The following is a 26718-nucleotide window of genomic DNA, read 5'->3' as shown; positions in this document are numbered from 1 at the left end:
GTTACGGATTGTTCATGCACATAGCCGTGTTGATGCTCGCTTTGATGACGCTCGCGGGTCCGGCCCGGGCGGAGGCGACAAAGCCGATCAAGCTTGTCGTTCTCGGCGATTCCTTGAGCGCCGGTCTTGGTCTTTCGGCCCAGGACGCGTTTCCCGCCAAGCTTCAAAAAGCCTTGCAAGCCAAGGGCATAGAGGTCGACATGACCAATGCCGGGGTGTCCGGTGACACCTCCTCCGGCGGGCGCGACCGGCTCGACTGGTCGGTGCCTGAGGGAACCGAGGGTGTCATCGTCGAGCTCGGTGCCAACGACGCGATGCGCGGCATCGACCCCGACTTGACGCGGGCGGCACTCGCCGACATCGTTGGGCGTCTCAAGGCGCGCAAGATCGCCGTGATGCTGTGTGGCATGCTGGCGCCGCCGAATTTCGGCGCCGACTATGGCGCGCGCTTCAATTCGATTTATCCTGATCTGGCGAAGCAGTTCGACGTGCCGCTCTATCCGTTCTTCCTCGACGGTGTCGCCGCCGACGCCAAGCTCAACCAGGCCGACGGCATTCATCCGACCGCTGAAGGCGTCGACATTGTCGTCGCCAGGATGCTGCCCACCGTGGAGGCATTCCTGCGCACGATCGGCGAGCAACGTCGTTGAAAACCAGGCAATGCTAACCCTAACACCCAGGGTTTTCCCGGTGTAGGGTGTGCAGCGCTTCGCAGAGTCACACAACTGCGATAGGAATCAGGTTACCGGTGATTCGTCGCCGGCTCTAATTTGGATAGGGTCCTGCTTCTCGAGGACTGTACCCAAGCATCGGGAGTGCGAAACGATGCCGCGTTTGTTCACGGGTCTGGAAATTCCGGCCGAGATCGGCCAGTCGCTTTCCAACTTGAGGGGCGGCCTTCCCGGCGCCCGGTGGATCGATCCCGAAAATTATCACGTCACCTTGCGCTTCATCGGCGATATCGACGGCGCTTCCGCCAACGAGATCGCCTCGATGCTGTTTCGCGTCGATCGCAAGCCGTTCGAGGTGAAGGTGCAGGGGCTGACGAGTTTTGGCGGCCGCAAGCCGCGGGCCGTCGTCGCGACGATCGCGCCAAGCAAGCCGCTGATGGAATTGCAGGCCGAGCTCGAGCGCATGATGCAGCGCATCGGTCTCGATCCGGAAGGGCGCAAATATATCCCGCACGTCACGCTGGCCCGGCTGCACGACGCCTCCGACCGCGACGTCGCCGACTATCTCTCGATCCGCGGCTACTTCCCGAGCAAGGCCTTCACGGCAGAGCGCTTCGTCCTGTTCTCCTCGCGCGCCTCCACCGGCGGCGGCCCGTATGTGGTCGAGGACGCCTACGAGCTGTGTGAGTAGCGGTCGCGCGCCTCTCGTGTCCCGGACGCTGCGCAGCGCGAAGCGGTGCGCTGCAGAGCCGGGACCCATCTTTCAGCGATCGATGTAGAAGCACTGGGTCCCGGCTCTGCAGCGCAGCGTTTCACGCCGCAGCGCGTCCGGGACACGAATCCGCATACCCCGTCCACCAATTGACGGCTTGCAATTTCCGCCGGTCTCTGGCGGTAAAGGGCGATGCTCTCCACCCAAAATTCCTCCTTCAGCGAAGCCTATCAGGCCCAGATCGCCTCCGGCGCGATCGAGGCCGATGCCGCGCAGGCCGAAGTCGCCGAAGCCTATGCGGCGCTGGATCTGCGGCTTGCGAACTACAGCCCCAAGCGCAAGCAGGGCCTGCTCGCCCGCCTGTTCAGCAGCGACAAGGACGGGGCGCCGCGCGGGCTCTACATCCATGGCGAGGTCGGCCGCGGCAAGACCATGCTGATGGACCTGTTCTTCCAGCACTCTGACGTCGAGCACAAGCGCCGCGCGCATTTCCACGAATTCATGGCGGACGTGCATGAGCGCATCTACGACTATCGCCAGGGCATCGCGCGCGGACAGATCCCCGATGGCGACGTCATCGCGCTGACGGCGAATGCGATCTTCGAGGAGAGCTGGCTGCTCTGCTTCGACGAATTCCACGTCACCGACATCGCGGACGCGATGATCCTCGGACGGCTGTTCGCCAAACTGTTCGAGCTCGGCACCGTCGTGGTCGTGACCTCCAATGTCGCGCCCGATGATCTCTACAAGGGCGGCCTGAACCGCGCGCTGTTCCTGCCTTTCATCAAGCAGATCACCGACCACATGGACGTCACCCGGCTCGATGCCCGCACCGACTTCCGGCTGGAGAAGCTTCAGGGCGTGCCGATGTGGCTGACGCCGGCGGACGGCGATGCCGACGCTGCGCTCGATCGCGCCTGGGTGAAGATGACAGGCAACGCCAAATGCAAGTCGCGCGACATAAAGATCAAGGGTCGCACCCTGCACGTGCCGTGCTCGGCCCATGGCGTGGCGCGCTTCGCCTTCGCCGATCTCTGCGAGAAGCCGCTGGGCGCATCCGACTACCTCAGGCTGGCGCACGACTATCACACCATCCTGGTCGACCATATTCCAGTGATGGACTTCTCCCAGCGCAACGCCGCCAAGCGCTTCATCACGCTGATCGACACGCTCTATGACAATGCCGTGAAGCTGATGGCGTCGGCCGACGCCAACCCGATCTCGCTCTACCTCGCCCATGAGGGCGTCGAGGCCATGGAGTTCAAGCGGACGGCCTCGCGCCTGATCGAGATGAGCTCGGAATCCTATCTGGCGCTGCCTCACGGCCGCAAGGATTCGACCGCCAGCGGCTCCACCAAGGGCTTGGTCGAGACTTAAGTCCTATTTGCCAGCACTGTCATTCCGGGCCTGCGCCTGTCGGCGCATCCCAGAATGAGAGAGCGGGTATGCTGGCTGCTATCGCGGCAAGCCCGACAAATGGGCATCCACCGACTTGAACGGGGGAAGCGAAAGGGATAACCACCCATTCAGTTTTTCCCTCCTCACGTGTCTAAAGGACAGGTTCACATGGCGCGCGACAAGATTGCTCTGATTGGCTCCGGCCAGATCGGCGGAACGCTGGCTCACCTCATCGGCCTGAAAGAACTGGGCGACGTCGTGATGTTCGACATCGCCGAAGGCGTGCCGCAGGGCAAGGCGCTCGACATCGCACAGTCCTCGCCGGTCGATGGTTTCGACGCGCACTATACCGGCGCCAATTCCTACGAGGCGCTCGACAACGCCAAGGTCTGCATCGTCACCGCCGGCGTGCCGCGCAAGCCCGGCATGAGCCGCGACGATCTCCTCTCCATCAACCTCAAGGTCATGGAGCAGGTCGGCGCCGGCATCAAGAAGTACGCCCCCGATGCCTTCGTCATCTGCATCACCAATCCGCTCGACGCCATGGTCTGGGCGCTGCAGAAGGCTTCGGGCCTGCCGCACAAGAAGGTCGTCGGCATGGCCGGCGTGCTGGACTCCGCGCGCTTCCGCTACTTCCTGGCCGACGAGTTCAACGTCTCTGTCGAGGACGTCACCGCCTTCGTGCTCGGCGGCCATGGCGATACCATGGTGCCGCTGGTGAAGTACTCCACCGTCGCCGGCATCCCGCTGCCCGACCTCGTCAAGATGGGCTGGACCTCGCAGGCGCGCCTCGACGAGATCGTCGACCGCACCCGCAACGGCGGCGCCGAGATCGTCAACCTGCTCAAGACCGGTTCGGCCTTCTACGCGCCGGCCGCTTCCGCCATCGCGATGGCCGAGAGCTATCTGAAGGACAAGAAGCGCGTGCTGCCGTCGGCCGCCTACCTCAACGGCGAATACGGCGTGAAGGACATGTATGTCGGCGTGCCCGTCGTGATCGGCTCCAAGGGCGTCGAGCGTGTCGTCGAGATCGAGCTCGCCGGCAAGGACCGCGAAGCCTTCGACAAGTCGGTCGGCGCGGTGCAGGGCCTGGTCGACGCCTGCAAGAAGATCGCACCCGATCTTCTCGGCCGATAAGGGCAAGCAATCCCGCCGAAGATCGAAACCCGGTCTTCGGCGGTTTCGTTTCCGGAGCCCGGCTAGCCGGGACGGGTTCCGGGTCCAAGATTCCGATGTCAACGAATCCGGGTTTGCAGTTCCTGTGGTATATGGTATGCCAGCCACGAGACTGAGGTGGGCCGTGAGAGGTCACCGCCCGCGGGTTCAGGGAGCGACCATATGAATATCCATGAATATCAGGCCAAGGCGCTGCTGGGCGAGTTCGGCGTGCCGATCTCCAAGGGCGTTCCCGTCCTCAAGGCGAGCGACGCGGAAGCCGCCGCCAAGGCGCTGCCGGGTCCGGTCTATGTGGTGAAGAGCCAGATCCACGCCGGCGGCCGTGGCAAGGGCAAGTTCAAGGAAGCCTCGGCTGGCGACAAGGGCGGCGTCCGCATCGCCAAGTCGGCCGCGGAGGTCTCCGAATTCGCCAAGCAGATGCTCGGCGCGACCCTCGTGACCGTGCAGACGGGACCTGCCGGCAAGCAGGTCAACCGCCTCTACATCGAGGACGGCTCGGACATCGACAAGGAGTTCTATCTCTCCATCCTGGTCGACCGCGAGACCTCGCGCGTCTCCTTCGTCGTCTCGACCGAAGGCGGCGTCAACATCGAGGACGTCGCGCACAACACGCCGGAGAAGATCGTGACCTTCTCGGTGGATCCCGCCACCGGCATCATGGGCCATCACGGCCGCACCGTCGCCAACGCGCTGAAGCTTTCCGGTGACCTCGCCAAGCAGGCGGAAAAGCTCACCGCGCAGCTCTTTGCTGCCTTCGTCGCCAAGGACATGTCGATGCTGGAGATCAACCCGCTGGTCGTGACCAAGCAGGGCCAGCTCCGCGTGCTCGACGCCAAGGTGTCGTTCGACGACAACGCGCTGTTTCGTCACCCCGAGGTGGTCGCGCTGCGCGACGAGACCGAGGAAGACGCCAAGGAAATCGAGGCGTCGAAGTACGACCTCAACTACGTCACGCTCGACGGCAATATCGGCTGCATGGTCAACGGCGCCGGTCTCGCCATGGCGACGATGGACATCATCAAGCTCTACGGCATGGCGCCGGCGAACTTCCTCGACGTCGGCGGCAGCGCCAGCAAGGAGAAGGTCGCGGCCGCCTTCAAGATCATCACCGCCGATCCCAACGTGAAGGGTATCCTGGTCAACATCTTCGGTGGCATCATGAAGTGCGATGTGATCGCCGAAGGCGTCACCGCCGCGGTTCGCGAAGTCGGTCTCAGCGTGCCGCTGGTGGTTCGTCTCGAAGGCACCAATGTCGAGCTCGGCAAGAAGATCATCCGTGAGTCCGGCCTGAACGTGGTGCCGGCCGACAATCTCGACGACGCCGCGCAGAAGATCGTGAAGGCCGTCAAGGGAGGCTAAGGCCATGGCCCAGGACCATCTCGCCGCATCATCTCCGTTAGCAGAGCATGCGCGCCTCGCCGCGTTCGCCGGCGAATGGAATGGCGAGGAGATGGTCTTCCCGTCGCGCTGGACTGCGGGCGGGCCGGCGACCTCGCGCACCGTGGCGCGCATGGACCTCAACGGATTCTATCTGATCCAGGACAGTGTCCAGATGCGCGACGGCCAGCAGAGCTTCGCCACCCACGGCATCTTCACCTTCGATCGTGACGACCGGACCTACAAATTGTTCTGGTACGACTCGCTCGGCTACACGCCGCCCGCGCCCGCCTCCGGCGGCTGGGTCGGCAACACCCTGACGCTGGTGCGCGGCTCGCTCCGCGGCAATGCGCGCCACGTCTACGAGATCATCGACGATGTCTCCTACTCGTTGAAGATTCAGTTCTCGCCGGATGCGGAAGGCTGGGCCGACGTGCTCACCGGCGTCTACCGCCGCATCCACTGACCCTCTCACTCCGTTAGTTTCGCGAAAGCAGACCTCATGTCCATCCTGATCGACAAGAACACCAAGGTCATCTGCCAGGGTTTTACCGGCAAGAACGGTACCTTCCATTCGGAGGCCGCGATTGCTTACGGCACCAAGATGGTCGGCGGCACCTCGCCCGGCAAAGGCGGCTCGACCCATCTGAACCTGCCGGTGTTCGACACCGTGCGCGAGGCGCGCGAGAAGACCGGCGCCGATGCATCGGTGATCTACGTGCCGCCGCCGGGCGCAGCCGATGCGATCTGCGAAGCCATCGACGCCGAGATCCCGCTGATCGTCTGCATCACCGAGGGCATTCCCGTCATCGACATGGTGCGCGTGAAGCGCTCGCTGATCGGCTCCAAGTCGCGCCTGATCGGACCGAACTGCCCGGGCGTCATGACCGCCGGCGAGTGCAAGATCGGCATCATGCCCGCCAACATCTTCAAGACAGGCTCGGTCGGCATCGTCTCCCGTTCGGGCACGTTGACCTATGAAGCGGTGTTCCAGACCTCCCAGGAAGGCCTCGGCCAGACCACCGCGGTCGGCATCGGCGGCGACCCGGTCAAGGGCACCGAATTCATCGACGTGCTCGAAATGCTGCTGGCCGACCCCAAGACCGAGTCGATCATCATGATCGGCGAGATCGGTGGTTCCGCCGAGGAGGACGCCGCCCAGTTCCTCAAGGACGAGGCCAAGCGCGGCCGCAAGAAGCCGATGGTCGGTTTCATCGCCGGCGTCACCGCGCCTCCCGGCCGCCGCATGGGCCATGCCGGCGCGATCATCTCGGGCGGTAAGGGCGACGCCGGTTCCAAGACCGAGGCGATGAAATCTGCAGGTATTACAGTGTCACCGTCGCCGGCGCGCCTGGGTCACACGCTTGCCGAAAAGTTGAAGGGCTAATTCACTTCTTCGTGCTTTTCCGGGCGAAGTTTCGCAGCAAATAGGGTAAAGGGTGCCTGTCGCGTCGAGCCCTGTCGGGGGAGCTCGGCGCCAGCGCCGTTTGTTATGCGCGAACCGAAATCGCCAGGAACCCAGTATGTCTCGCCAGGACGCGAACGCAGCCTTTGCCCTGTCATCCTTTCTGCAGGGCACCAACGCCACCTATATCGACGAAATCTACGCCCGGTATGAGAAGGACCCCTCCTCGGTCGACGCCGAGTGGCAGGAATTCTTCAAGAGCCTGAATGATCAGCCGGCTGTTGTCCGGAAGAACGCCGAAGGCCCGTCCTGGGAGCGAGCCAACTGGCCGCTCACCCCGAAGGACGATCTGACCTCTGCGCTCGACGGCAACTGGGCCGAGGTCGAGAAGGCGGTCGGCACCAAGATCGCTGCCAAGGCGCAGTCCAAGGGCGGCGATATCTCCTCCGCCGACCTGCTCCAGGCCACGCGCGACTCTGTGCGTGCGTTGATGCTGATCCGCTCCTACCGCATGCGTGGCCACTTCCACGCCAAGCTCGATCCGCTCGGCATCGAAGCCCCGCGCAATCGCGAAGAGCTCGACCCGCGCACCTACGGCTTCACGGAAGCTGATTTCGATCGCAAGATCTTCCTCGATCACGTGCTCGGCCTCGAATACGGCAGCCTGCGCGAGATCACCGCGATCTGCGAGCGCACCTACTGCCAGACGCTCGGCGTCGAGTTCATGCACATCAGCAATGCCGCGCAGAAGGCCTGGATCCAGGAACGCATCGAGGGTCCGGACAAGGAAATCTCCTTCACCCGCGAAGGCCGTAGAGCCATCCTGATGAAGCTGGTCGAGGCCGAGGGCTTCGAGAAATTCTGCGACACCAAGTTCACCGGCACCAAGCGCTTCGGCCTCGACGGCGGTGAATCCCTGATCCCCGCGCTCGAGCAGATCATCAAGCGCGGCGGCAATCTCGGCGTGAAGGAAATCGTGTTGGGCATGCCGCATCGCGGCCGCCTCAACGTGCTCACGCAAGTGATGGGCAAGGCTCACCGCGCGCTGTTCCACGAGTTCAAGGGCGGCTCGGCCAACCCCGACGCGGTCGAAGGCTCCGGCGACGTCAAGTACCACCTCGGCGCCTCCTCGGACCGCGAGTTCGACGGCAACCGCATCCATCTGTCGCTGACCGCCAACCCCTCGCATCTCGAGATCGTCGATCCCGTCGTGCTCGGCAAGGTGCGCGCCAAGCAGGACCAGCATGGCGATCCGCCCGACATGCGCATCTCGGTGATGCCGCTGCTGATGCATGGCGACGCGGCCTTCGCCGGGCAGGGCGTCGTCGCGGAATGCTTCGGTCTGTCCGACCTGAAGGGCTACCGCACCGGCGGCTCCGTGCACTTCATCGTCAACAACCAGATCGGCTTCACCACCTATCCGCGCTACTCGCGCTCCTCGCCTTACCCGTCCGACGTCGCGAAGATGATCGACGCGCCGATCTTCCACGTCAACGGCGACGATCCGGAAGCCGTGGTGTTCGCCGCCAAGGTCGCGACCGAGTTCCGGCAGAAATTCCACAAGCCCGTCGTCATCGACATGTTCTGCTATCGCAGGCATGGCCATAACGAGGGCGACGAGCCGGCGTTCACCCAGCCGGTGATGTACAAGCGGATCGCGGCGCATCCCTCGACGCTCGAGCTCTATGCGCGGCGCCTGATCAGCGAAGGCGTCATGACCCAGGGCGAGGTCGACAAGGCCAAGGCCGACTGGCGCGCCCGGCTCGATGCCGAGTTCGAGGCCGGCACCTCCTACAAGCCGAACAAGGCCGACTGGCTCGATGGCAAGTGGGCGGGCTTCAAGATCGCCGACCAGGAAGAGGATGCGCGCCGCGGCGTCACCGGCGTCGATCTTCCCGTCCTGAAGGACATCGGCCGCAAGATCACCAAGGTGCCTGACGGTTTCCGCGTTCACCGCACCATCCAGCGCTTCCTGGAGAATCGCGCCAAGGCGATCGACGGCGGCAACGGCATCGACTGGGCGACCGGCGAGGCGCTGGCGTTCTGCACGCTGCTCGGGGAAGGCCACCACGTCCGGCTGTCCGGACAGGATTCGGAGCGCGGCACCTTCTCGCAGCGTCACTCGGTCCTGATCGACCAGGAGGACGAGAGCCGCTACACGCCGTTCAACCATCTCGGCAGCGAGCAGGGCCACTACGAGGTCATCAACTCGCTGCTGTCGGAAGAGGCCGTGCTCGGCTTCGAATACGGCTATTCGCTCGCCGAGCCGAACACGCTGACGCTGTGGGAAGCCCAGTTCGGCGACTTCGCCAACGGTGCGCAGGTCGTGTTCGACCAGTTCATCTCCTCGGGTGAGCGCAAATGGCTGCGCATGTCGGGCCTCGTCTGCCTGCTGCCGCACGGCTACGAGGGCCAGGGACCGGAGCACTCCTCGGCGCGCCTGGAGCGTTATCTGCAGATGTGCGCGGAAGACAACATGCAGGTGGTCTATCCGACCACGCCTGCGAACTACTTCCACGTGCTGCGCCGTCAGCTGCATCGCGAGATCCGCAAGCCGCTGATCCTGATGACGCCGAAGTCGCTGCTGCGTCACAAGCGGGCGGTGTCGCGTCTCGAGGAGCTCGCCAAGGGCACGACCTTCCACCGCATCCTGTACGATGACGCCCAGATGCTGCCGAACGAGCCGATCAAGCTCGTTCCGGACGAGAAGATCCGCCGCATCGTGCTCTGCTCGGGCAAGGTCTATTACGACCTCTACGAAGAGCGCGAGAAGCGCGGCATCGACGACATCTATCTGATGCGCATCGAGCAGCTCTATCCGGTGCCGTTGAAGGCGCTGGTGGCCGAGCTGTCGCGCTTCAAGAAGGCGGAAGTGATCTGGTGCCAGGAAGAGCCGCGCAACATGGGCGCCTGGCACTTCATCGAGCCCTATCTGGAATGGGTGCTGAACCAGGTGAACGGCGCGAGCCGGCGTCCGCGTTATGTCGGCCGCGCCGCTTCCGCCGCGACCGCCACGGGTCTGATGTCCAAGCATCAGGCGCAGCTGAAGGCGTTCCTGGACGAAGCATTGAGCTGAGACGTTTTTTTGAGACCGTCATTGCCCGCGAAGGTTGGATGCCCCGCCTTCGCGGGCATGACCTATGAATTCCTGTCCGCGACTGCGATCCCCTTGAGGAAAAGACCATGACTGAAATTCGTGTGCCGACGCTCGGCGAATCCGTCACCGAGGCCACCATCGGCCGCTGGTTCAAGAAGGCCGGCGACCCGGTCGCCGTCGACGAGCCCTTGGTGGAGCTCGAGACCGACAAGGTCACCATCGAGGTCCCGGCGCCCTCCGCCGGCACGCTGAGCGAGATCATCGCGGCTGATGGCGCGACCGTTGCGGTCGGTGCGCTGCTCGGCCAAATCACCGACGGTGCCGGCGCTGCGAAGCCCGCGGCTGCGCCCGCCAAGCCGGCTGCCGCCGCTCCGGCGCCTGCCGCCGCGGCTCCGGCTGCTGCGCCCGCTGCGAAGGCGCCGCCGGCCGACGCGCCGCTCGCCCCGTCCGTGCGCAAGCTCTCCGCCGAGACCGGCATCGACGCTTCCACCGTTCCGGGCTCCGGCAAGGACGGTCGCGTCACCAAGGGCGATATGCTCGCTGCGATCGAGCGTGCGGCGTCCGCGCCGACCCCGGTCAACCAGCCCGCCGCCGCCGTGCAGGTGCGTGCGCCGTCGCCGGCCGATGACGCCGCCCGCGAAGAGCGCGTCAAGATGACCCGGCTGCGCCAGACCATCGCGCGCCGCCTCAAGGACGTGCAGAACACCGCGGCCATGCTGACGACCTTCAACGAGGTCGACATGACCAACGTGATGGCGCTGCGCGCCCACTACAAGGATGCGTTCGAGAAGAAGCACGGCGCCAAGCTCGGCTTCATGGGCTTCTTCACCAAGGCCGTCGTGCAGGCGCTGAAGGACATCCCGGCGGTCAACGCCGAGATCGACGGCACCGATCTGATCTACAAGAACTACTATCACATCGGCGTCGCCGTCGGCACCGACAAGGGTCTCGTCGTGCCCGTGGTGCGCGATTGCGACCACAAGTCGATCTCCGACATCGAGAAGAGCATCGCCGATTTCGGCCGCCGCGCCCGTGACGGCCAGCTCAAGATCGACGAGATGCAGGGCGGCACCTTCACCATCACCAATGGCGGCATCTACGGCTCGCTGATGTCGACCCCGATCCTGAACGCGCCGCAATCCGGCATCCTCGGCATGCACAAGATCCAGGATCGCCCGATGGTTGTCGGCGGCAAGATCGAGGTCCGCCCGATGATGTATCTGGCGCTGTCCTACGATCACCGCGTCATCGACGGCAAGGAAGCCGTCACCTTCCTGGTGCGTGTCAAGGAGAGCCTGGAAGATCCGGCGCGCCTGGTGCTGGACCTCTGATCCCTAGTGCTGTGCGAGCGCCGTCGCTCTCTCGAGTGACGGCGCGTGTCGAACCATGGAGGCTGATGTGACGGATAAGGTCGTTGTCATCACCGGCGGCAGCCGCGGCATCGGGCGGGCAACCGCGATTGCGGCGGCCGCGCGCGGCTACCGCGTCGTGGTCGGCTATGCCAGCAACAAGAAGGCCGCCGACGAGGTGGTTACGCAGATCGAGGCCAGCAATGGCAAGGCGATCGCGGTGAAATGCGACGTCGCCGAGGAGCGCGACATCATCGACCTGTTCAGGGAAGCCGACAAGTTCGGCACGTTAGGGGCGCTCGTCAACAATGGCGGCATTGTCGGCCAGAGCGGCGTGCGCGTCGACGAGATGTCGGCCGAGCGCATCCAGCGCGTGCTGGCGGTCAACGTCACCGGCTCCATCCTCTGCGCGCGCGAGGCTGTCAAACGCATGTCGACCAAGCATGGCGGCAAGGGCGGCGTCATCGTCAATCTGTCGTCGGTCGCCGCCAAGTTAGGGGCGCCCAACACTTATGTCGATTACGCCGCATCCAAGGGCGCGGTGGATTCCTTCACCATCGGCCTCGGCTATGAGGTCGCAAGCGAAGGCATCCGCGTCGCCGCGATCCGCCCCGGCCTGATCGACACCGAAATCCACGCCTCCGGCGGCGAGCCCGACCGGCATCATCGCCTCGCCCACATGGTGCCGATGAAGCGCGTCGGCACCGCCGACGAAATTGCCAATGCCATTGTCTGGCTGATGTCGGACGATGCCTCCTACGTCACTTCAGCCATTCTCGATGTGTCCGGCGGACGCTGACGCGCCGCGCGGACGCTGACACATCCTCATCACGCTAAACTTACGGGACTTTCTCTCATGGCATCCTACGATCTCGTCGTCATCGGTACCGGACCTGGCGGTTATGTCTGCGCGGTGCGCGCCAGCCAGCTCGGCATGAAAGTCGCCGTGGTCGAGAAGAACGCCACGCTCGGCGGCACCTGCCTCAACGTCGGCTGCATGCCCTCGAAGGCACTGCTGCACGCCTCCGAGATGTTCGAGGAAGCCGGGCACTCCTTCGCCAAGATGGGCGTGTCGGTCTCCGCGCCGAAGCTCGATCTTCCGGCCATGATGAACTTCAAGCAGCAAGGCATCGACGGCAACGTCAAGGGCGTCGAGTTCCTGATGAAGAAGAACAAGGTCGACGTGCTCAAGGGCACCGGCAAGATCATCAGTGCCGGCAAGGTCGAGGTCTCCGCCGACGGCAAGTCGCAGCTGATCGAAACCAAGAACATCGTCATCGCCACCGGCTCTGATATCGCGCGCCTCAAGGGCATCGAGATCGACGAGAAGCGCATCGTCTCGTCCACCGGCGCGCTGGCGCTCGACAAGGTCCCCGGAAAGCTCCTGATCGTCGGCGCCGGCGTGATCGGCCTCGAGCTCGGTTCGGTGTGGAAGCGGCTTGGCGCCGAAGTCGTTGTCGTCGAATTCCTCGATCGCATCCTGCCCGGCATGGACGGCGAGATCGCCAAGCAATTCCAGCGCATCCTCGAGAAGCAGGGCTTTGCGTTCAAGCTCGGTGCCAAGGTCACCGCGGTCGACACCTCAGGCAAGACGCTGAAGGCGACCATCGAGCCCGCCGCCGGCGGCGCGGCCGAGACGCTGGAGGCCGACGTCGTGCTCGTCGCGATCGGCCGCGTGCCCTACACCGAGGGTCTCGGCCTGAAGGAAGCCGGCGTGGCGCTGGATGCGCGCGGCCGCGTCCAGATCGACCCGCATTTCGCCACCAGCCTGAAGGGCGTCTATGCCATCGGCGACGTCGTCGCCGGCCCGATGCTCGCGCACAAGGCCGAGGATGAAGCCGTTGCGGTCGCGGAGATCATCGCAGGGCAAGCCGGCCACGTGAATTACGACGTGATCCCAGGCGTCGTGTATACCACGCCGGAAGTGTCCTCCGTCGGCAAGACCGAGGAGGAGCTGAAGCAGGCCGGCGTGGCCTATACCGTCGGGAAGTTTCCCTTTACCGCCAACGGCCGCTCCAAGGTCAACCAAACGACGGATGGCTTCGTCAAGATTCTCGCAGATGCGAAGACCGATCGCGTGCTCGGCGTGCACATCATCGGCATCGAGGCCGGCGAAATGATCCATGAGGCCTGCGTCCTCATGGAGTTTGGCGGCAGCGCGGAAGATCTCGCCCGCACCTGCCATGCGCATCCGACCCGCTCGGAGGCCGTCAAGGAAGCCGCGCTTGCAGTCGGCAAGCGGGCCATCCATATGTAGGTTCGCGCCCAGCACCGAATCGGGCGGGAAACACATGCTGCGCCGCCTTCTTCAACCGGTCTGGGTCCTGCTGGCGATCATCTTTCTGATCGAAGCCTGGCTGTGGGACCATCTCGAACCCGTTGTCGCGCGGGTCGTCGCACTGATCCCGCTTGCCCGCTTCAAGGCGTGGCTGGCGGAGCGCGTCGATGCGCTGTCGCCGGCGATGACGCTGATCGTGTTCGCGGTCCCGATCATCCCGCTGTTTCCGCTCAAGCTCGTCGGCCTGTGGCTGCTCACGCATGAATACTGGACCAGCGCGGTCTTCACGATCCTGTTCGCCAAGATGCTCGGCGTCGGCGTCACCGCCTTCGTGTTCGACGTCACGCGCGACAAGTTGCTGGAGATGCACTGGTTCGAGCGGATCTACGATCTCGTGCTGCGTGTGCGCGCCAAGGCAACCGCACTGGTCGAACCGATCAAGCGCCGCATCCGCGAGCTGATCAAGGGCAATCGCGAAGGCTGGTCCGCGCGCACGCTCCGCCTGATCCAGCGCTTCCGCAAGAGCGTGCACGAGGCGCGGTGAGGGCTATCACTAATCTATCACCGTCACCCTGAGGTGGCCGCTTCTTCAGCGGCCCTCGAAGGGCGACGGCCCGGCTGCATCACGGCCGTTCATCCTTCGAGGCTCCCCATGGGACGCGTTGCGTCCCATGCCTCTCACCTCAGGATGACGGATTACGAATTGGTCGCCCCCTACCCGTGCAGATGCAGCAGATGCGGCGCCCAAACGCCGAGCGCGGTCATGACGATGCCGGCGAGCGTCAACAGCCCGCCGATATAGGCGAGCGCGATCATGCCGGTGATGATCGTCGCTGACGCCAGCACGATGCCGATCTGGAAGGCGGCGGAGGCCAGTTCGAAATGATGATATTTCGCGGTCGCCTCGTCGCGCTCATGCTCGGCGTGCTTGGCTTTCTCGGCGAGTTGCTCGGTGCCTTCGCCGGTCTCGGGCTCGGAGCGGTAGCGCGCCGCGGTCTTGGTCCAGTCGTCGATCTGTTTCTGCACCGCCGCCTTGGTGGCGTCGTCGGTGGCCGACCCCAGCGTCAGCTTGCCCTGCTCGGCGGCGGTCTGCACCACGGTGCGGCGAACGCTCTTGGCCTGGAAGAACGCCCACAGATTGGCGGCCTCGACGTTCTTGCTGATCGATTCGGTCTGCGCGCCCTTGCCGAGCGTCTCGGAGATCGCCAGGAACAGCGCCAGCACGGCGATCAAAAGCGCGATCTTCTTGTTCTCGCCGGATGCGTGTTCGGCATGCTCCGCATGCTCCATGCTTTCGTGTGCGCTCATGAAGTCCCTCCTGTCTCGGTGCCGCAACGATTGACCGAACCGTGCGGCTCGCGCAAGTGGTATGCGTGCCAGGCGCGTTCCTGATGACAGCTTGATGTCAGGATTAGGCGAGCCGCTCAGCGCCTCGGATGCGCGCTGGCATAGACTTCCAGCAATCGCTCGGAATCGATGCCGGTATAGATTTGCGTGGTCGACAGCGAGGAATGGCCGAGCAATTCCTGGATCGCGCGCAAATCACCGCCGCGCGAGAGCAGGTGCGTGGCGAACGAGTGCCGCAGCGCGTGCGGCGTGGCGCTGTCGGGCAGGCCCAGCGCGCCGCGCAGCCGCTCCATCGCCAGCTGGATGATGCGCGGGCTCAAGGGCCCGCCGCGCGCGCCGACGAAGATCGGCCCCTCGGGGCGCAGCGCATGCGGGCACATCGCGACATATTCGTCGATCAGCGCCAGCACGTTCTGCAGCACCGGCACCATGCGCGTCTTGTTGCCTTTGCCTGTGACGACCAGCACGTCGCCTTCGCCTGCTTTCGGCACCTCGCGGCGCTTCAGCCCGAGCGCTTCGGAGATGCGCAGGCCCGAGCCATAGAGCAGCGCCATCACGGCGGCGTCACGGACCAGGATCCAGGTCTCGCGCTCCTCGCCGGCGCGCTCGTCGGCATCGGCGAGGCGCTTTGCGGACGCCATCGGCAACGGCTTCGGCAGGCTCTTCGAAACCTTGGGCGCACGGATCGCAGAGAGCGCGCCGACCTTGCCCTTGCCTTCGCGCTCGAGGAAGCGGCCGAACGAGCGCAGGCCCGCGAGCGCGCGCATCAGGGAACGGCCGGCAATGTCGTCGGCGCGGCGCATCGCCATGAAGGCGCGAATGTCGGTGGCCTCGAGCGCGGCGAAGCGTTCCAGCGTGACGCGCTCGCCCCAATGGCCGCACAGGAAATCCAGGCACTGCCTGAGGTCGCGTCCATAGGCCTCCAGCGTCTTCGGCGACAGCCGCCGCTCGGCGCCGAGATGCGACAGCCAGCGCGCCATCTCCTGCGCGATCGAGGGATCGGCGCTGGCGAGCTCGATTTGAGGTACGGCCGCTTTGCTCATGCGCTCTGGACGAGATGATTCCGCACAGTATATCGCATCCCACAGGTTTACTGTTCGCTAAGGTGCCGACGGCGCGCTAGCCTTCAGCCCCGCAAGGTTCCGATTCTCCGCTCATGAATCATACGTCGCGCAGCACCGCCGCCCCCACCAACGCGACCGGCATGGTCGACGTGCTGGTGCCGGTCGCGCTCGACCAGACCTATTCCTACAAGGTGCCTGTGGGCACGGAGCTGAAGGCCGGCGATCTCGTCGGCGTGCCGCTGGGTGCGCGCGAGGTTTTGGCCGTGGTCTGGGGCGAAAACGCCAATCCCGATCCGCGCCTGCACAATCGCCTCAAGGAGGTCAGCGAGAAGCTGGATGTGCCGCCGCTGAAGGGCGAACTGCGTTCGGTCGTCGATTGGGTTGCCAATTACACGTTGAGCCCGCGCGGCATGGTGCTGCGCATGTGCCTGCGCATGGGCGAGAATCTCGGCCCCGAGCGCGTGCGCCCCGGCGTGCGGCTGACGGGCGATCCGCCGCGGCGCCTGACCCCGGCGCGGGCGCGCGTGATCGAGGTGCTGTCGGACCGCCTCCTCCACGGCAAGTCCGAGGCCGCCAAGGAAGCCGGCGTCTCAAGCGGGGTGATCGACGGCCTCGTCGACGAGGGCACGCTCACGGTCGAGCCGATGCCGCAGCCGCCTCCGCCACCTCGCCCCGATCCGGAGTTCGGCCGGCCGGATTTCTCGCCGCTGCAGCGGGCCGGTGTCGATGCGATGCGCGCGCTCGCGGCCAACGGCAGCTTCCACGTTGCGCTGCTCGACGGCGTCACCGGTTCGGGCAAGACCGAGGTCTATTTCGAGGCCGTGGCGGAAACCATCCGCCGCGGCAAACAGTCGCTGATCCTGATGCCGGAGATCGCGCTCACCGGCCAGTTCCTCGACCGCTTCGCGCAGCGCTTCGGCGTGCGCCCGATCGAGTGGCATTCTGAACTGACGCCACGCACCCGCGCCCGCAATTGGGCGGCGATCTCGGAAGGATCAGCGCCGGTCGTGGTCGGCGCGCGCTCGGCGCTGTTTCTCCCTTACGCCAATCTCGGCCTCATCGTCGTCGATGAAGAGCACGACCAGGCCTACAAGCAGGACGAGGGCGTGCACTATCACGCCCGCGACATGGCGGTGGTGCGCGCGCATATCGCAAAAATCCCGATCGTGCTGGCCTCGGCGACCCCCTCGGTCGAATCAGAGGTCAACGCGCGCAAGAACCGCTATCAGCGCATCGCGCTGCCCTCGCGCTTCGGCGGCCAGCACATGCCGCACATCGAGGCGATTGATTTGCGTCGCGAGCCGCCCGCGCGCGGCCGCTACATCTCGCCGCGGCTGGCCGGCGAGATCAAGAAAGCCATCGAGAAGCGCGAGCAGGCGCTGCTGTTCCTCAATCGCCGCGGCTATGCGCCGCTGACGCTGTGCCGTGCCTGCGGCCACCGCTTTGCCTGCACCATCTGCGATGCCTGGCTGGTCGATCATCGCTTTCGTCAGCGCCTCGTCTGCCATCATTGCGGCTTCTCGATGCCGCGCCCGCCGGCCTGCCCGCATTGCGCGGCGGAGGAATCGCTGGTGGCGGTCGGCCCCGGCGTCGAACGCCTGCAGGAGGAGGCGGCCGCGCTATTCCCCGAGGCGCGCACCATGGTGCTGTCGAGCGATCTCATCACCTCGATCGAGACGATGCGCAGTGAGCTCAATGAGATCGCGGAGGGCCGCGTCGACATCATCATCGGCACGCAGCTCGTCGCCAAGGGCCACAATTTCCCGCGGCTCAATCTGGTCGGCGTGGTCGATGCCGATCTCGGCCTCTCCAATGGCGATCCGCGCGCGGCGGAACGCACCTGGCAATTGCTCAATCAGGTGATCGGCCGCGCCGGCCGCGAGCAGGGCCGCGGCGTCGGCTATCTGCAAACGCACCAGCCTGACCACCCTGTCATGAAGGCGCTGATCGCCTGCGACCGCGAAGCCTTCTACGACAGCGAGATCGAGCTGCGCGAGAAGACGCTCTATCCCCCGTTCGGCCGGCTCGCGAGCCTGATCATTTCCGCCGGAGACCGTCCGAGCGCCGAGGGGCTCGGCCGCCGTCTCGTTGCGCTCGCCCCGCGCGACGAGCGCGTCGTCGTGCTGGGCCCGGCCGAAGCGCCGCTCGCCGTCATCAAGGGCCGCTACCGCTTTCGCATTTTGGTGAAGTCGGCACGCGGCTTCGATCTGTCGGATTATTTGCGCAACTGGCTCGCAGTGTGTCCGAAGCCGACGGGTAACCAGAAGCTGGAAGTCGACGTCGATCCGCAGAGCTTTTTGTAAGAGCCGCCACTCTCTCCCCGTCATTGCGAGGAGCCCTTGCGACGAAGCAATCCAGGGTCCCTCCGTGGGAAGATTCTGGATTGCTTCGCGGCGCTCGCAATGACGGCGTGGTGGCAGCGGTGCGCAAGTCAAATCCGTCATCCTGAGGCGTGAGCCTTGCGTCGCGAAGCGGCGCATGGCGAGCCTCGAAGGATGAGCGGCCAAGATGCAGCCGGGCCGTCGTCCTTCGAGGCTCGTCCTGCGTTGCAGGACGAGCACCTCAGGATGACGGTGAGCGGCTGGGGCGCGTTGCATGAAGTCGCGACGACCGAAAGCAAAAAGCCCGCGGTCCCCCAAGACCGCGGGCCTGTTTCACGCGCGCATCAAACTGATGAAAACTGCGCGTGTGAGCTTGAGGCTCGGGAAGCGCCGCTTAAGAGACGACTTCCGCGGTGACGCGGCCGACGCCGGCGCCGGTGAGGCCGATGGCGCGGGCAGCGCCGGTGGAGAGATCGAGCACGCGGCCGCGCACGAACGGGCCACGGTCATTGATGGTGACGATGACGCTCTGGCCGCCATGGGTGACGCGGACCTTGGTGCCGAACGGCAGCGAACGGTGCGCGGCGGTCATGGCGTTCTGGTTGAAGCGCGCACCCGAGGCGGTGCGGCTGCCGGACTCGTTGCCGTAATAGGAGGCCATGCCCGAGAAGGTGTGCCCGGAGCCCGACGACGGCGTCATCGACGCATTGGCGTTGCGCCAATCGGAGGTCGTGTTGGAGGCGTCCTGGCTATGGTGGCGGTGAGAGGCCCGGTGGTGGTGCCGGGATTTGGCGGATGCTTCGGTGGCAGTTCCACCGACGAGGAGAGTTGCAGCGACGAAAGCGATCGCCGTACGCGGCCGGGTCACAGTGCCCAGCGTCTTCAAAGACAGCATTTAGTGGTCCCTACGATAGTATTGCCACATATGTGGCTAATGGAGCCCCCATCAGTTTGTGAGCGGGTTGGCGTTTCGATTCCCAATGAGGCATGAATTGGGCAGTATTTCCGCTATGTGTCGTGCTGAAACATCTTGTGACCTGAATCGATATTCAGCCGATGTTCCGTAATATTTCGCTTTAACGATTTATTAACTGCAGTATTACTTGCGAATACTGTAAAGCGAAGTCATCGCTCGCCCAGTTTAGAATTGGCTAAGTATTCGGCAGGCGCGATCCGCGGGGCCGCGGTCACGCCTCAGCGAGCCGTGTTCATGGCGGCTATGCACTGATGGCAGGAACGAAGGCGCAGGCTACCGCCGTAACAGTCGCGGCAATTCCGTGGCATGGCAGGTTGCCGCTCATGCTGCGCGGGGCCACTCGCGATCTGCGACGAACTGGCGACAGAACCTCGTGCCTTTAATTTGGCGTCATGTTGCACGTGCGCGCCTGCTATGTTAGCAAAGCCGCGATTTTAACGAGCCCGGCACGTCCCGTGCTGGTCGAAAATCGAAGTCCCGCTTGAATTCCAAGGGCTTGGATCGCTAGGCGCCGCTTTGTGGCGACGGTTTTTCCCTTGCGAGTTTGACAGCTAAAAGAGCGCGTCTGTGGCTGCAGAAGATACGTCCGTTTCAGGTGTGTCGGGCCGTTATGCAACGGCCTTGTTTGAACTGGCCCGTGACCAGAAAGTGGTCGACGAGGTCAGGGCCGATCTCGACAAGTTCGAGGCCTTGCTGAACGAAAGCGCCGATCTGAAGCGCCTCGTCCGCAGCCCGGTCTTTGCGGCCGACGCCCAGTCCAAGGCGCTTTCGGCCGTGCTGGACAAGGCCGGCATCGCCGGCATCTCCGCCAATTTCCTCAAAGTGCTGACCGCCAACCGCCGCCTGTTCGCGGTGGCTGATGTCATCCGCGCCTACCGCGCCCTCGTCGCCAAGTTCAAGGGCGAGGCGACCGCTGACGTCACGGTGGCGGAAGCGCTCTCGGACAAGAATCTCGATGCCCTCAAGGTTGCCCTGAAGTCGGTGACCGGCAAGGACGTCGCGCTCAACGTGAAGATCGATCCCTCGATCATCGGCGGCCTCGTCGTGAAGCTGGGCAGCCGCATGATCGATAGTTCGCTTCGCACCAAACTCAATTCGATCAAGCACGCGATGAAAGAGGCAGGCTGATGGACATCCGCGCCGCGGAAATTTCCGCGATCCTCAAGGACCAGATCAAGAATTTCGGCCAGGAAGCTGAAGTCTCCGAGGTCGGACAGGTGCTGTCCGTCGGCGACGGTATCGCCCGCGTCTACGGTCTGGACAACGTCCAGGCCGGTGAAATGGTCGAGTTCGAGAACGGCACCCGCGGCATGGCGCTGAACCTCGAAACCGACAACGTCGGTGTCGTTATTTTCGGTGCCGACCGCGAGATCAAGGAAGGCCAGACCGTCAAGCGCACCCGCGCCATCGTGGACGCGCCGGTCGGCAAGGGCCTGCTCGGCCGCGTCGTCGACGCGCTCGGCAACCCGATCGACGGCAAGGGTCCGATCCAGGCCGAGAAGCGCATGCGCGTCGACGTCAAGGCGCCCGGCATCATTCCGCGCAAGTCGGTGAACGAGCCGATGGCGACCGGCCTCAAGGCGATCGACGCCCTGATCCCGATCGGCCGCGGCCAGCGCGAGCTGATCATCGGCGACCGTCAGACCGGCAAGACCGCGATCGCGCTCGACACCATCCTGAACCAGAAGCCGCTCAACGCGCAGCCCGATGAGAACATCAAGCTGTACTGCGTCTATGTCGCGGTCGGCCAGAAGCGTTCCACCGTCGCGCAATTCGTGAAGGTGCTGGAAGAGCAGGGCGCGCTCGAATACTCGATCGTCGTCGCCGCCACCGCGTCCGACCCGGCGCCGATGCAGTACATCGCGCCGTTCACCGGCTGCACCATGGGCGAGTATTTCCGCGACAACGGCATGCACGCGGTCATCATCTATGACGACCTCTCCAAGCAGGCCGTCGCCTACCGCCAGATGTCGCTTCTGCTGCGCCGCCCGCCGGGCCGCGAAGCCTATCCCGGCGACGTGTTCTATCTGCACTCCCGCCTGCTCGAGCGCGCGGCGAAGCTGAACAAGGACCAGGGCTCGGGCTCGCTGACGGCGCTGCCGGTCATCGAAACCCAGGCCAACGACGTGTCGGCCTACATCCCGACCAACGTCATCTCGATCACCGACGGCCAGATCTTCCTGGAGACCGACCTGTTCTTCCAGGGCATCCGTCCCGCCGTGAACGTCGGTCTGTCGGTGTCGCGCGTCGGCTCGTCCGCGCAGACCAAGGCCACCAAGAAGGTCGCCGGCAAGATCAAGGGTGAGCTCGCGCAGTACCGCGAAATGGCGGCGTTCGCGCAGTTCGGCTCCGACCTCGACGCCTCGACCCAGCGCCTGCTCAACCGCGGCTCGCGCCTGACCGAGCTCCTGAAGCAGCCGCAGTTCTCGCCGCTGAAGATGGAAGAGCAGGTCTGCGTGATCTGGGCCGGCACCAACGGCTATCTCGATCCGCTTCCGATCAACAAGGTGAAGCCGTTCGAGGACGGTCTGCTCTCGCTGCTGCGCGGCAAGAACGTCGACATCCTCAACGCGATCCGCGACAGCCGCGATCTCTCCGACGACGTTGCCGCCAAGCTGAAGACGGTGGTCGAAGGCTTCGCGAAGTCCTTTGCATAAAGCTGCCGTCATGGCCGGGCTTGTCCCGGCCATCCACGTCTATCGGCGTGCGAGGCAGCTACGTGGATGCCCGGGACGAGCCCGGGCATGACGAATGGATAGGGTTGCGGTCAGGCCAAAGGGTCGAACCGCCGGGGTGAACGAAGAATGGCGTCACTTAAAGACATGCGCGTCCGCATCGCCTCGACCAAGGCGACGCAAAAGATCACCAAGGCCATGCAGATGGTCGCGGCCTCGAAGCTGCGCCGCGCGCAGACCGCTGCGGAAGCTGCACGTCCCTATGCCGACAAGATGAGCGCGGTGATCTCCAACATCGCCGCCGCTGCCGCGGGTTCGCCCGGCGCGCCGAAACTGCTGGCCGGCACCGGCCGCGACCAGGTGCATCTGCTGCTGGTCTGCACCGGCGAGCGCGGCCTGTCAGGCGCCTTCAACTCGTCGATCGTGCGCCTCGCCCGCGAGCGCGCGCTGGCGCTGATGGCGCAGGGCAAGGACGTGAAATTCTTCTGTGTCGGCCGCAAGGGTTACGAGCAGCTCCGCCGCCAGTTCGACAAGCAGATCGTCGAGCATCTCGACCTGCGCAGCGTGCGCCAGCTCGGCTTCGTCAATGCCGAGGACATCGCCAAGAAGGTGCTGGCGCGGTTCGACGCCGGCGAGTTCGACGTCTGCACGCTGTTCTACTCGCGCTTCCGCTCGGTGATCGCGCAGATCCCGACCGCCCAGCAGGTCATTCCGCTGGTCGTCGAGGAAGGCGCTGCCGCCAACACGACGTCTTACGAATACGAGCCGGAAGAGGACGAGATCCTGACCCGTCTTCTGCCGCGCAACCTCGCGGTGCAGATCTTCCGCGCGCTGCTCGAGAACAACGCCTCGTTCTACGGCGCGCAGATGAGCGCGATGGACAACGCGACGCGCAACGCCGGTGAAATGATCCGCAAGCAGACGCTGGTCTACAACCGCACGCGTCAGGCGCAGATCACCAAGGAACTGATCGAAATCATCTCGGGTGCCGAGGCCGTCTGATCAAGACGCGTCGGTGCCCATCACACGCAACATCCCGGTCTAGTTGACCGTGGTCTAGAAGTTCGGATCGAAGGAGACATTCAATGGCAGCCCAGTCCGGTCGCGTCACCCAGGTCATCGGCGCCGTCGTCGACGTGCAGTTCGAAGGCCACCTCCCGGCCATTCTCAACTCGCTGGAGACCAAGAACGGCGGCAACCGCCTGGTGCTCGAAGTCGCCCAGCATCTCGGTGAGTCCACGGTCCGCGCCATCGCGATGGACACCACCGAAGGTCTCGTCCGCGGCCAGGAAGTCACCGACACCGGCGCTCCGATCCGCGTGCCCGTCGGCGAAGGCACGCTCGGCCGCATCATCAACGTCATCGGCGAGCCGATCGACGAGGCCGGTCCGGTCAAGACCGAAGGCCTGCGCGCGATCCACCAGGAAGCGCCGACCTACACCGACCAGTCGACGGAAGCTGAAATTCTCGTCACCGGCATCAAGGTCGTCGACCTCTTGGCTCCCTACGCCAAGGGCGGCAAGATCGGCCTGTTCGGCGGCGCCGGCGTCGGCAAGACCGTGCTGATTCAGGAGCTGATCAACAACGTCGCGAAGGCGCACGGCGGCTACTCCGTGTTCGCCGGCGTCGGCGAGCGCACCCGCGAAGGCAACGACCTCTATCACGAGTTCATCGAGTCCAAGGTCAACGCCGATCCGAAGAATCCGGATCCGAGCGTGAAGTCGAAATGCGCGCTGGTGTTCGGCCAGATGAACGAGCCGCCCGGCGCCCGCGCCCGCGTCGCGCTCACGGGCCTGACCATCGCGGAAGATTTCCGCGACAAGGGCCAGGACGTGCTGTTCTTCGTCGACAACATCTTCCGCTTCACCCAGGCCGGCTCGGAAGTGTCGGCGCTCTTGGGCCGCATTCCTTCGGCGGTGGGTTATCAGCCGACGCTCGCGACCGACATGGGCGCGCTGCAGGAGCGCATCACCACCACGCAGAAGGGCTCGATCACCTCGGTGCAGGCCATCTACGTTCCGGCCGACGACTTGACCGACCCGGCGCCGGCGACCTCGTTCGCGCATCTTGACGCGACCACCACGCTGTCGCGCTCGATCGCCGAAAAGGGCATCTACCCGGCGGTCGACCCGCTCGATTCGACCTCGCGCATGCTGTCCCCGCTGGTCGTCGGCGAGGAGCACTACGCGGTCGCCCGTCAGGTCCAGCAGGTGCTGCAGCGCTACAAGGCGCTCCAGGACATCATCGCCATTCTCGGCATGGACGAGCTTTCGGAAGAGGACAAGCTGACCGTGGCCCGCGCCCGCAAGGTCGAGCGCTTCATGTCGCAGCCGTTCCACGTCGCCGAAATCTTCACCGGCTCGCCCGGCAAGTTCGTCGACCTCGCCGACACCATCAAGGGCTTCAAGGGCTTGGTGGAAGGCAAGTATGACCACCTGCCGGAGGCCGCCTTCTACATGGTCGGCACCATCGAAGAGGCGGTCGAGAAGGGCAAGAAGCTGGCGGCGGAAGCTGCTTAACGCGTAACTGCGCTGCGCCGTCACCCTGAGGTGCGAGCGCAGCGAGCCTCGAAGGGTGCTTTTCCTCATCCTTCGAGGGCCGCAAGCGCGGCCACCTCAGGATGACGACCGCCTCGTTCGCACGAAACGGATTTTAGAATGGCCACCTTCCACTTCGATCTCGTCTCTCCGGAGAAGCTCGCATTCTCGGGCGACGTCGACCAGGTCGACATTCCCGGCGTCGAGGGTGATTTCGGCGTGCTGGCGGGACACGCGCCGGTCGTGGCTGCGATCCGGCCCGGCATCCTGACCGTCACCACCGCTGGCAAGCACGAGAAGATCATCGTGCTCGGCGGCCTCGCCGAAGTATCCGAAAAGGGCCTGACGGTGCTCGCCGACGTCGCGACGTCGCTGGCCGAGCTCGACCGTGCTCAGTTCGCCGAGACCATCTCGGAGATGGAAGAAGGGCTGAAGGAGCACGAAGGCTCAGAGCTCGACCAGGCCCTCGCGCGGCTGGATCACTACAAGAGCATCCAGCACGAGCTCAACACCACGGCGATGCATTAAGCCCCGGGGCGTCGCTTCGGGGCTCAAGGCTAAATTCCTGAACAAGTTCAGCGCTCGTCACTGATGTGGCGGGCGCTGAAACTTTGTTGCACCGCGCCGCCGATAGCGGCATTCTGCGCCCGCGAATTGTTCCAGGGCTGGGTGCAGATGAAACGCAAGATCGCGGCGATTTTCGCGGCCGATATTGCCGGTTACTCGAGGCTCGTTGCGGAAGACGAGGAAGAGACGCTGCGGCGCCTCGCCTCCTATCGCGAAGTCATCGACGATTTCATCGCCAAGGCGAACGGCCGCATCTTCAACACCGCCGGCGATGCCGTGCTCGCGGAATTTCCGAGCGCGGTGGACGCGGTGCGCTGCGCGATCGACATCCAGGAGAGCTTGCGAACCCGCAACATGGCCTATCCGCCGAGCCGGCAGATGTCGTTTCGCATCGGCATCACCATCGGCGACGTGGTCGAGCGCAACGGCGATCTACTCGGCGACGGCGTCAACATCGCGGCGAGGCTCGAGGGGCTGGCGGAAGTCGGCGGCATCTGCGTCTCCCGCGCCGTGCACGAGCAGGTCGCCAACAAGCTGTCGGTGCAATTCGCCGATATCGGCGCCCAGGAGGTGAAGAACATTCCGACGCCGGTGCACGCCTATATGGTGGCGATGCGCCGCGAGGACGGCACATACGCGACGCCGCAGCTGAAGAAGGTCGCCAAGGCGGCGCCCGCGCCGAACTGGATGTGGCCGCTGGTGGTCGGCGTGGTCTCTATCGTCGCGATCGGTGTCGGCGGCTTCCTTTATTTCACCAAGCTCGAGACCGCACAGGTCGCCTCCGGCGCGCCGACGTCCACCGCGGCGGCGCCGGCGCCGAGCCCGGTGTCCGTGCCATCACCCGGCCCGACGCCCACGATGGCCGCGAAGGCGCCGGCATCGACGCCGAGTCAAACGGCTGCGGCGACGCCTACGCCCGTTCCGACGCCGCCGGCCGCGTCGAGCGGCAAGTTTCCCGCGGATGCGGTGCCGTTCATCGGCGAACGCCAGCGTTCCTTTCTCAGCGACGTCTATTCGTCCGCCGGAGATTATAAGGCTTACGCCCTGAACATCGGCGGGTTCTACGGCTCCGCGCTCAATCAACCGACCGAAGAGGCCGCGGGCAATGCGGCGCTCGACCAGTGCCAGAAGCGCGCCGACGCCGCGCAATCGCCGCGACGCTGCGAGCTCTATGCGCTCGGCAACAAGGTCGTCTACAGCCATGGCAGCCCGCCAATGCCGCCGCAGCCCTGGTTTCGGCACGACACCGTCACTGAGCGCGCGTTCGTGCCGAAGGATTTTCCGATGCTGCGCGATCAGGCCAGGACCCGGCTCGAAAACATCTTCGCGCCGGCGGCAAAATCACGCGCGGTCGCGCTCGGCCCGGCCGGGCATTATTTCATGACGCTCGGCGCAGCGTCGGTCGACGACGCGGTGCGGCGTTCGCTGGAGTCCTGCGGCGCGATCGCGGGCTCGGCCTGCATGATCGTGGCCGTGGACGACGTCTTCGTCGTGCCGATTCCGACCGTGCTCAGGGCGGTTGGCTTCTTCCACGCCGCCAGCAGTCCCTCGATCGTGGCCGACGCGCGCGACGAGGTCGTGCGCAAGCTCGGCGACGGCACCGGCTGGAATGCGGTCGCCGTCGGCACCTCAGGACGCCCGGGTCTCGGCCTGAAAGCCGCCGACGAGCAGACCGCCGTCAACGGCGCCCTGGCCGACTGCGCCAAGCACGACAGCGACTGCCACGTCATCGCGATCGGCCCGTTCACGGTGGGGCCGGCGAACTGAA

Annotated in this window: 22 protein-coding genes; 19 read left to right on the top strand and 3 right to left on the bottom strand. The window is 64.9% G+C overall.

Features of this window, described 5'->3' with window-relative positions:
• Positions 1-14: 14 nt before the first annotated feature.
• The 12 genes from G8O24_RS26625 to G8O24_RS26570 all read left to right on the top strand — a co-directional run bounded on the left by G8O24_RS26625 (position 15) and on the right by G8O24_RS26570 (position 14007).
• A complete protein-coding gene (locus G8O24_RS26625; protein ID WP_188104575.1) occupies positions 15-650 on the top strand; it encodes an arylesterase in 636 nt (211 codons plus the stop codon).
• A gap of 175 nt (positions 651-825) precedes the next feature.
• The gene (gene thpR, locus G8O24_RS26620; RefSeq protein WP_128963394.1) at positions 826-1362 is read left to right on the top strand and encodes an RNA 2',3'-cyclic phosphodiesterase; all 537 of its coding nucleotides are present in this window, start codon (positions 826-828) and stop codon (positions 1360-1362) included.
• 213 nt (positions 1363-1575) lie between these two features.
• Positions 1576-2760 (top strand): cell division protein ZapE, encoded by a 1185-nt coding sequence (gene zapE, locus G8O24_RS26615; protein ID WP_188104573.1) that lies wholly within the window; start codon positions 1576-1578, stop codon positions 2758-2760.
• Positions 2761-2949: 189 nt separating this feature from the next.
• Complete coding sequence (gene mdh / locus G8O24_RS26610) at positions 2950-3918, top strand: malate dehydrogenase (RefSeq protein ID WP_130362877.1); 969 nt, start codon at positions 2950-2952, stop codon at positions 3916-3918.
• A 201-nt stretch (positions 3919-4119) separates the two neighbouring features.
• On the top strand, positions 4120-5316 hold the full coding sequence (gene sucC, locus G8O24_RS26605; RefSeq protein WP_188104571.1) for an ADP-forming succinate--CoA ligase subunit beta: 1197 nt from the start codon (positions 4120-4122) through the stop codon (positions 5314-5316).
• 4 nt (positions 5317-5320) lie between these two features.
• Positions 5321-5800 (top strand): DUF1579 family protein, encoded by a 480-nt coding sequence (locus G8O24_RS26600; protein ID WP_188104569.1) that lies wholly within the window; start codon positions 5321-5323, stop codon positions 5798-5800.
• A gap of 36 nt (positions 5801-5836) precedes the next feature.
• Positions 5837-6721 carry a succinate--CoA ligase subunit alpha gene (gene sucD, locus G8O24_RS26595; RefSeq protein ID WP_188104566.1) on the top strand — a complete coding sequence of 295 codons (885 nt, stop codon included), beginning with the start codon at positions 5837-5839 and terminating at the stop codon, positions 6719-6721.
• Positions 6722-6857: 136 nt separating this feature from the next.
• A complete protein-coding gene (locus G8O24_RS26590) occupies positions 6858-9815 on the top strand; it encodes a 2-oxoglutarate dehydrogenase E1 component (protein WP_188104564.1) in 2958 nt (985 codons plus the stop codon).
• Positions 9816-9922: 107 nt separating this feature from the next.
• Positions 9923-11167: a 2-oxoglutarate dehydrogenase complex dihydrolipoyllysine-residue succinyltransferase gene (odhB, locus tag G8O24_RS26585; RefSeq protein WP_188104562.1), complete on the top strand. Its 1245-nt coding sequence runs from the start codon at positions 9923-9925 to the stop codon at positions 11165-11167.
• A 55-nt stretch (positions 11168-11222) separates the two neighbouring features.
• Positions 11223-11984 (top strand): SDR family oxidoreductase, encoded by a 762-nt coding sequence (locus G8O24_RS26580; protein ID WP_188104560.1) that lies wholly within the window; start codon positions 11223-11225, stop codon positions 11982-11984.
• A 57-nt stretch (positions 11985-12041) separates the two neighbouring features.
• The gene (lpdA, locus tag G8O24_RS26575) at positions 12042-13442 is read left to right on the top strand and encodes a dihydrolipoyl dehydrogenase (RefSeq protein ID WP_188104559.1); all 1401 of its coding nucleotides are present in this window, start codon (positions 12042-12044) and stop codon (positions 13440-13442) included.
• 34 nt (positions 13443-13476) lie between these two features.
• Entirely contained in the window at positions 13477-14007 is a 531-nt protein-coding gene (locus tag G8O24_RS26570; RefSeq protein ID WP_188104557.1) for a hypothetical protein, read from the top strand.
• Between the two features lie 170 nt (positions 14008-14177).
• On the opposite strand, the gene G8O24_RS26565 is transcribed toward G8O24_RS26570, so the two are convergent.
• Both G8O24_RS26565 and G8O24_RS26560 read right to left on the bottom strand, forming a co-directional pair.
• Complete coding sequence (locus tag G8O24_RS26565; protein WP_188104555.1) at positions 14178-14771, bottom strand: DUF4337 domain-containing protein; 594 nt, start codon at positions 14769-14771, stop codon at positions 14178-14180.
• Positions 14772-14887: 116 nt separating this feature from the next.
• Positions 14888-15853 carry a tyrosine recombinase XerC gene (locus tag G8O24_RS26560; RefSeq protein WP_188104553.1) on the bottom strand — a complete coding sequence of 322 codons (966 nt, stop codon included), beginning with the start codon at positions 15851-15853 and terminating at the stop codon, positions 14888-14890.
• Positions 15854-15966: 113 nt separating this feature from the next.
• On the opposite strand from G8O24_RS26560, the gene G8O24_RS26555 reads away from it, so the two are divergent.
• The gene (locus tag G8O24_RS26555; protein ID WP_188104551.1) at positions 15967-18177 is read left to right on the top strand and encodes a primosomal protein N'; all 2211 of its coding nucleotides are present in this window, start codon (positions 15967-15969) and stop codon (positions 18175-18177) included.
• A 412-nt stretch (positions 18178-18589) separates the two neighbouring features.
• Here G8O24_RS26555 and G8O24_RS26550 read toward each other — a convergent pair whose 3' ends face one another.
• On the bottom strand, positions 18590-19090 hold the full coding sequence (locus G8O24_RS26550; protein ID WP_188104549.1) for a septal ring lytic transglycosylase RlpA family protein: 501 nt from the start codon (positions 19088-19090) through the stop codon (positions 18590-18592).
• Between the two features lie 648 nt (positions 19091-19738).
• On the opposite strand from G8O24_RS26550, the gene G8O24_RS26545 reads away from it, so the two are divergent.
• The 6 genes from G8O24_RS26545 (at position 19739) to G8O24_RS26520 (ending at position 26717) form a co-directional block, all read left to right on the top strand.
• Positions 19739-20299, top strand: a complete 561-nt coding sequence (locus tag G8O24_RS26545) for a F0F1 ATP synthase subunit delta (protein ID WP_188104547.1) — start codon at positions 19739-19741, stop codon at positions 20297-20299.
• Positions 20299-21828: a F0F1 ATP synthase subunit alpha gene (atpA, locus tag G8O24_RS26540; RefSeq protein ID WP_188104546.1), complete on the top strand. Its 1530-nt coding sequence runs from the start codon at positions 20299-20301 to the stop codon at positions 21826-21828. Before G8O24_RS26545 ends, atpA begins: the two co-directional genes overlap by 1 nt.
• Positions 21829-21975: 147 nt before the next feature.
• Positions 21976-22848, top strand: coding sequence for a F0F1 ATP synthase subunit gamma (locus tag G8O24_RS26535; RefSeq protein WP_188104543.1), 873 nt, complete (start codon positions 21976-21978; stop codon positions 22846-22848).
• 83 nt (positions 22849-22931) lie between these two features.
• The gene (atpD, locus tag G8O24_RS26530; RefSeq protein ID WP_188104542.1) at positions 22932-24365 is read left to right on the top strand and encodes a F0F1 ATP synthase subunit beta; all 1434 of its coding nucleotides are present in this window, start codon (positions 22932-22934) and stop codon (positions 24363-24365) included.
• A gap of 138 nt (positions 24366-24503) precedes the next feature.
• Positions 24504-24911, top strand: a complete 408-nt coding sequence (locus G8O24_RS26525; protein WP_188104540.1) for a F0F1 ATP synthase subunit epsilon — start codon at positions 24504-24506, stop codon at positions 24909-24911.
• A gap of 147 nt (positions 24912-25058) precedes the next feature.
• Positions 25059-26717: an adenylate/guanylate cyclase domain-containing protein gene (locus G8O24_RS26520; RefSeq protein ID WP_188104538.1), complete on the top strand. Its 1659-nt coding sequence runs from the start codon at positions 25059-25061 to the stop codon at positions 26715-26717.
• The last annotated feature ends 1 nt before the right edge of the window (position 26718 follow it).

Source organism: Bradyrhizobium campsiandrae (assembly GCF_014529705.1).
Taxonomy (GTDB): domain Bacteria; phylum Pseudomonadota; class Alphaproteobacteria; order Rhizobiales; family Xanthobacteraceae; genus Bradyrhizobium; species Bradyrhizobium campsiandrae.
This window is presented reverse-complemented; position numbering and strand designations above follow the sequence as displayed.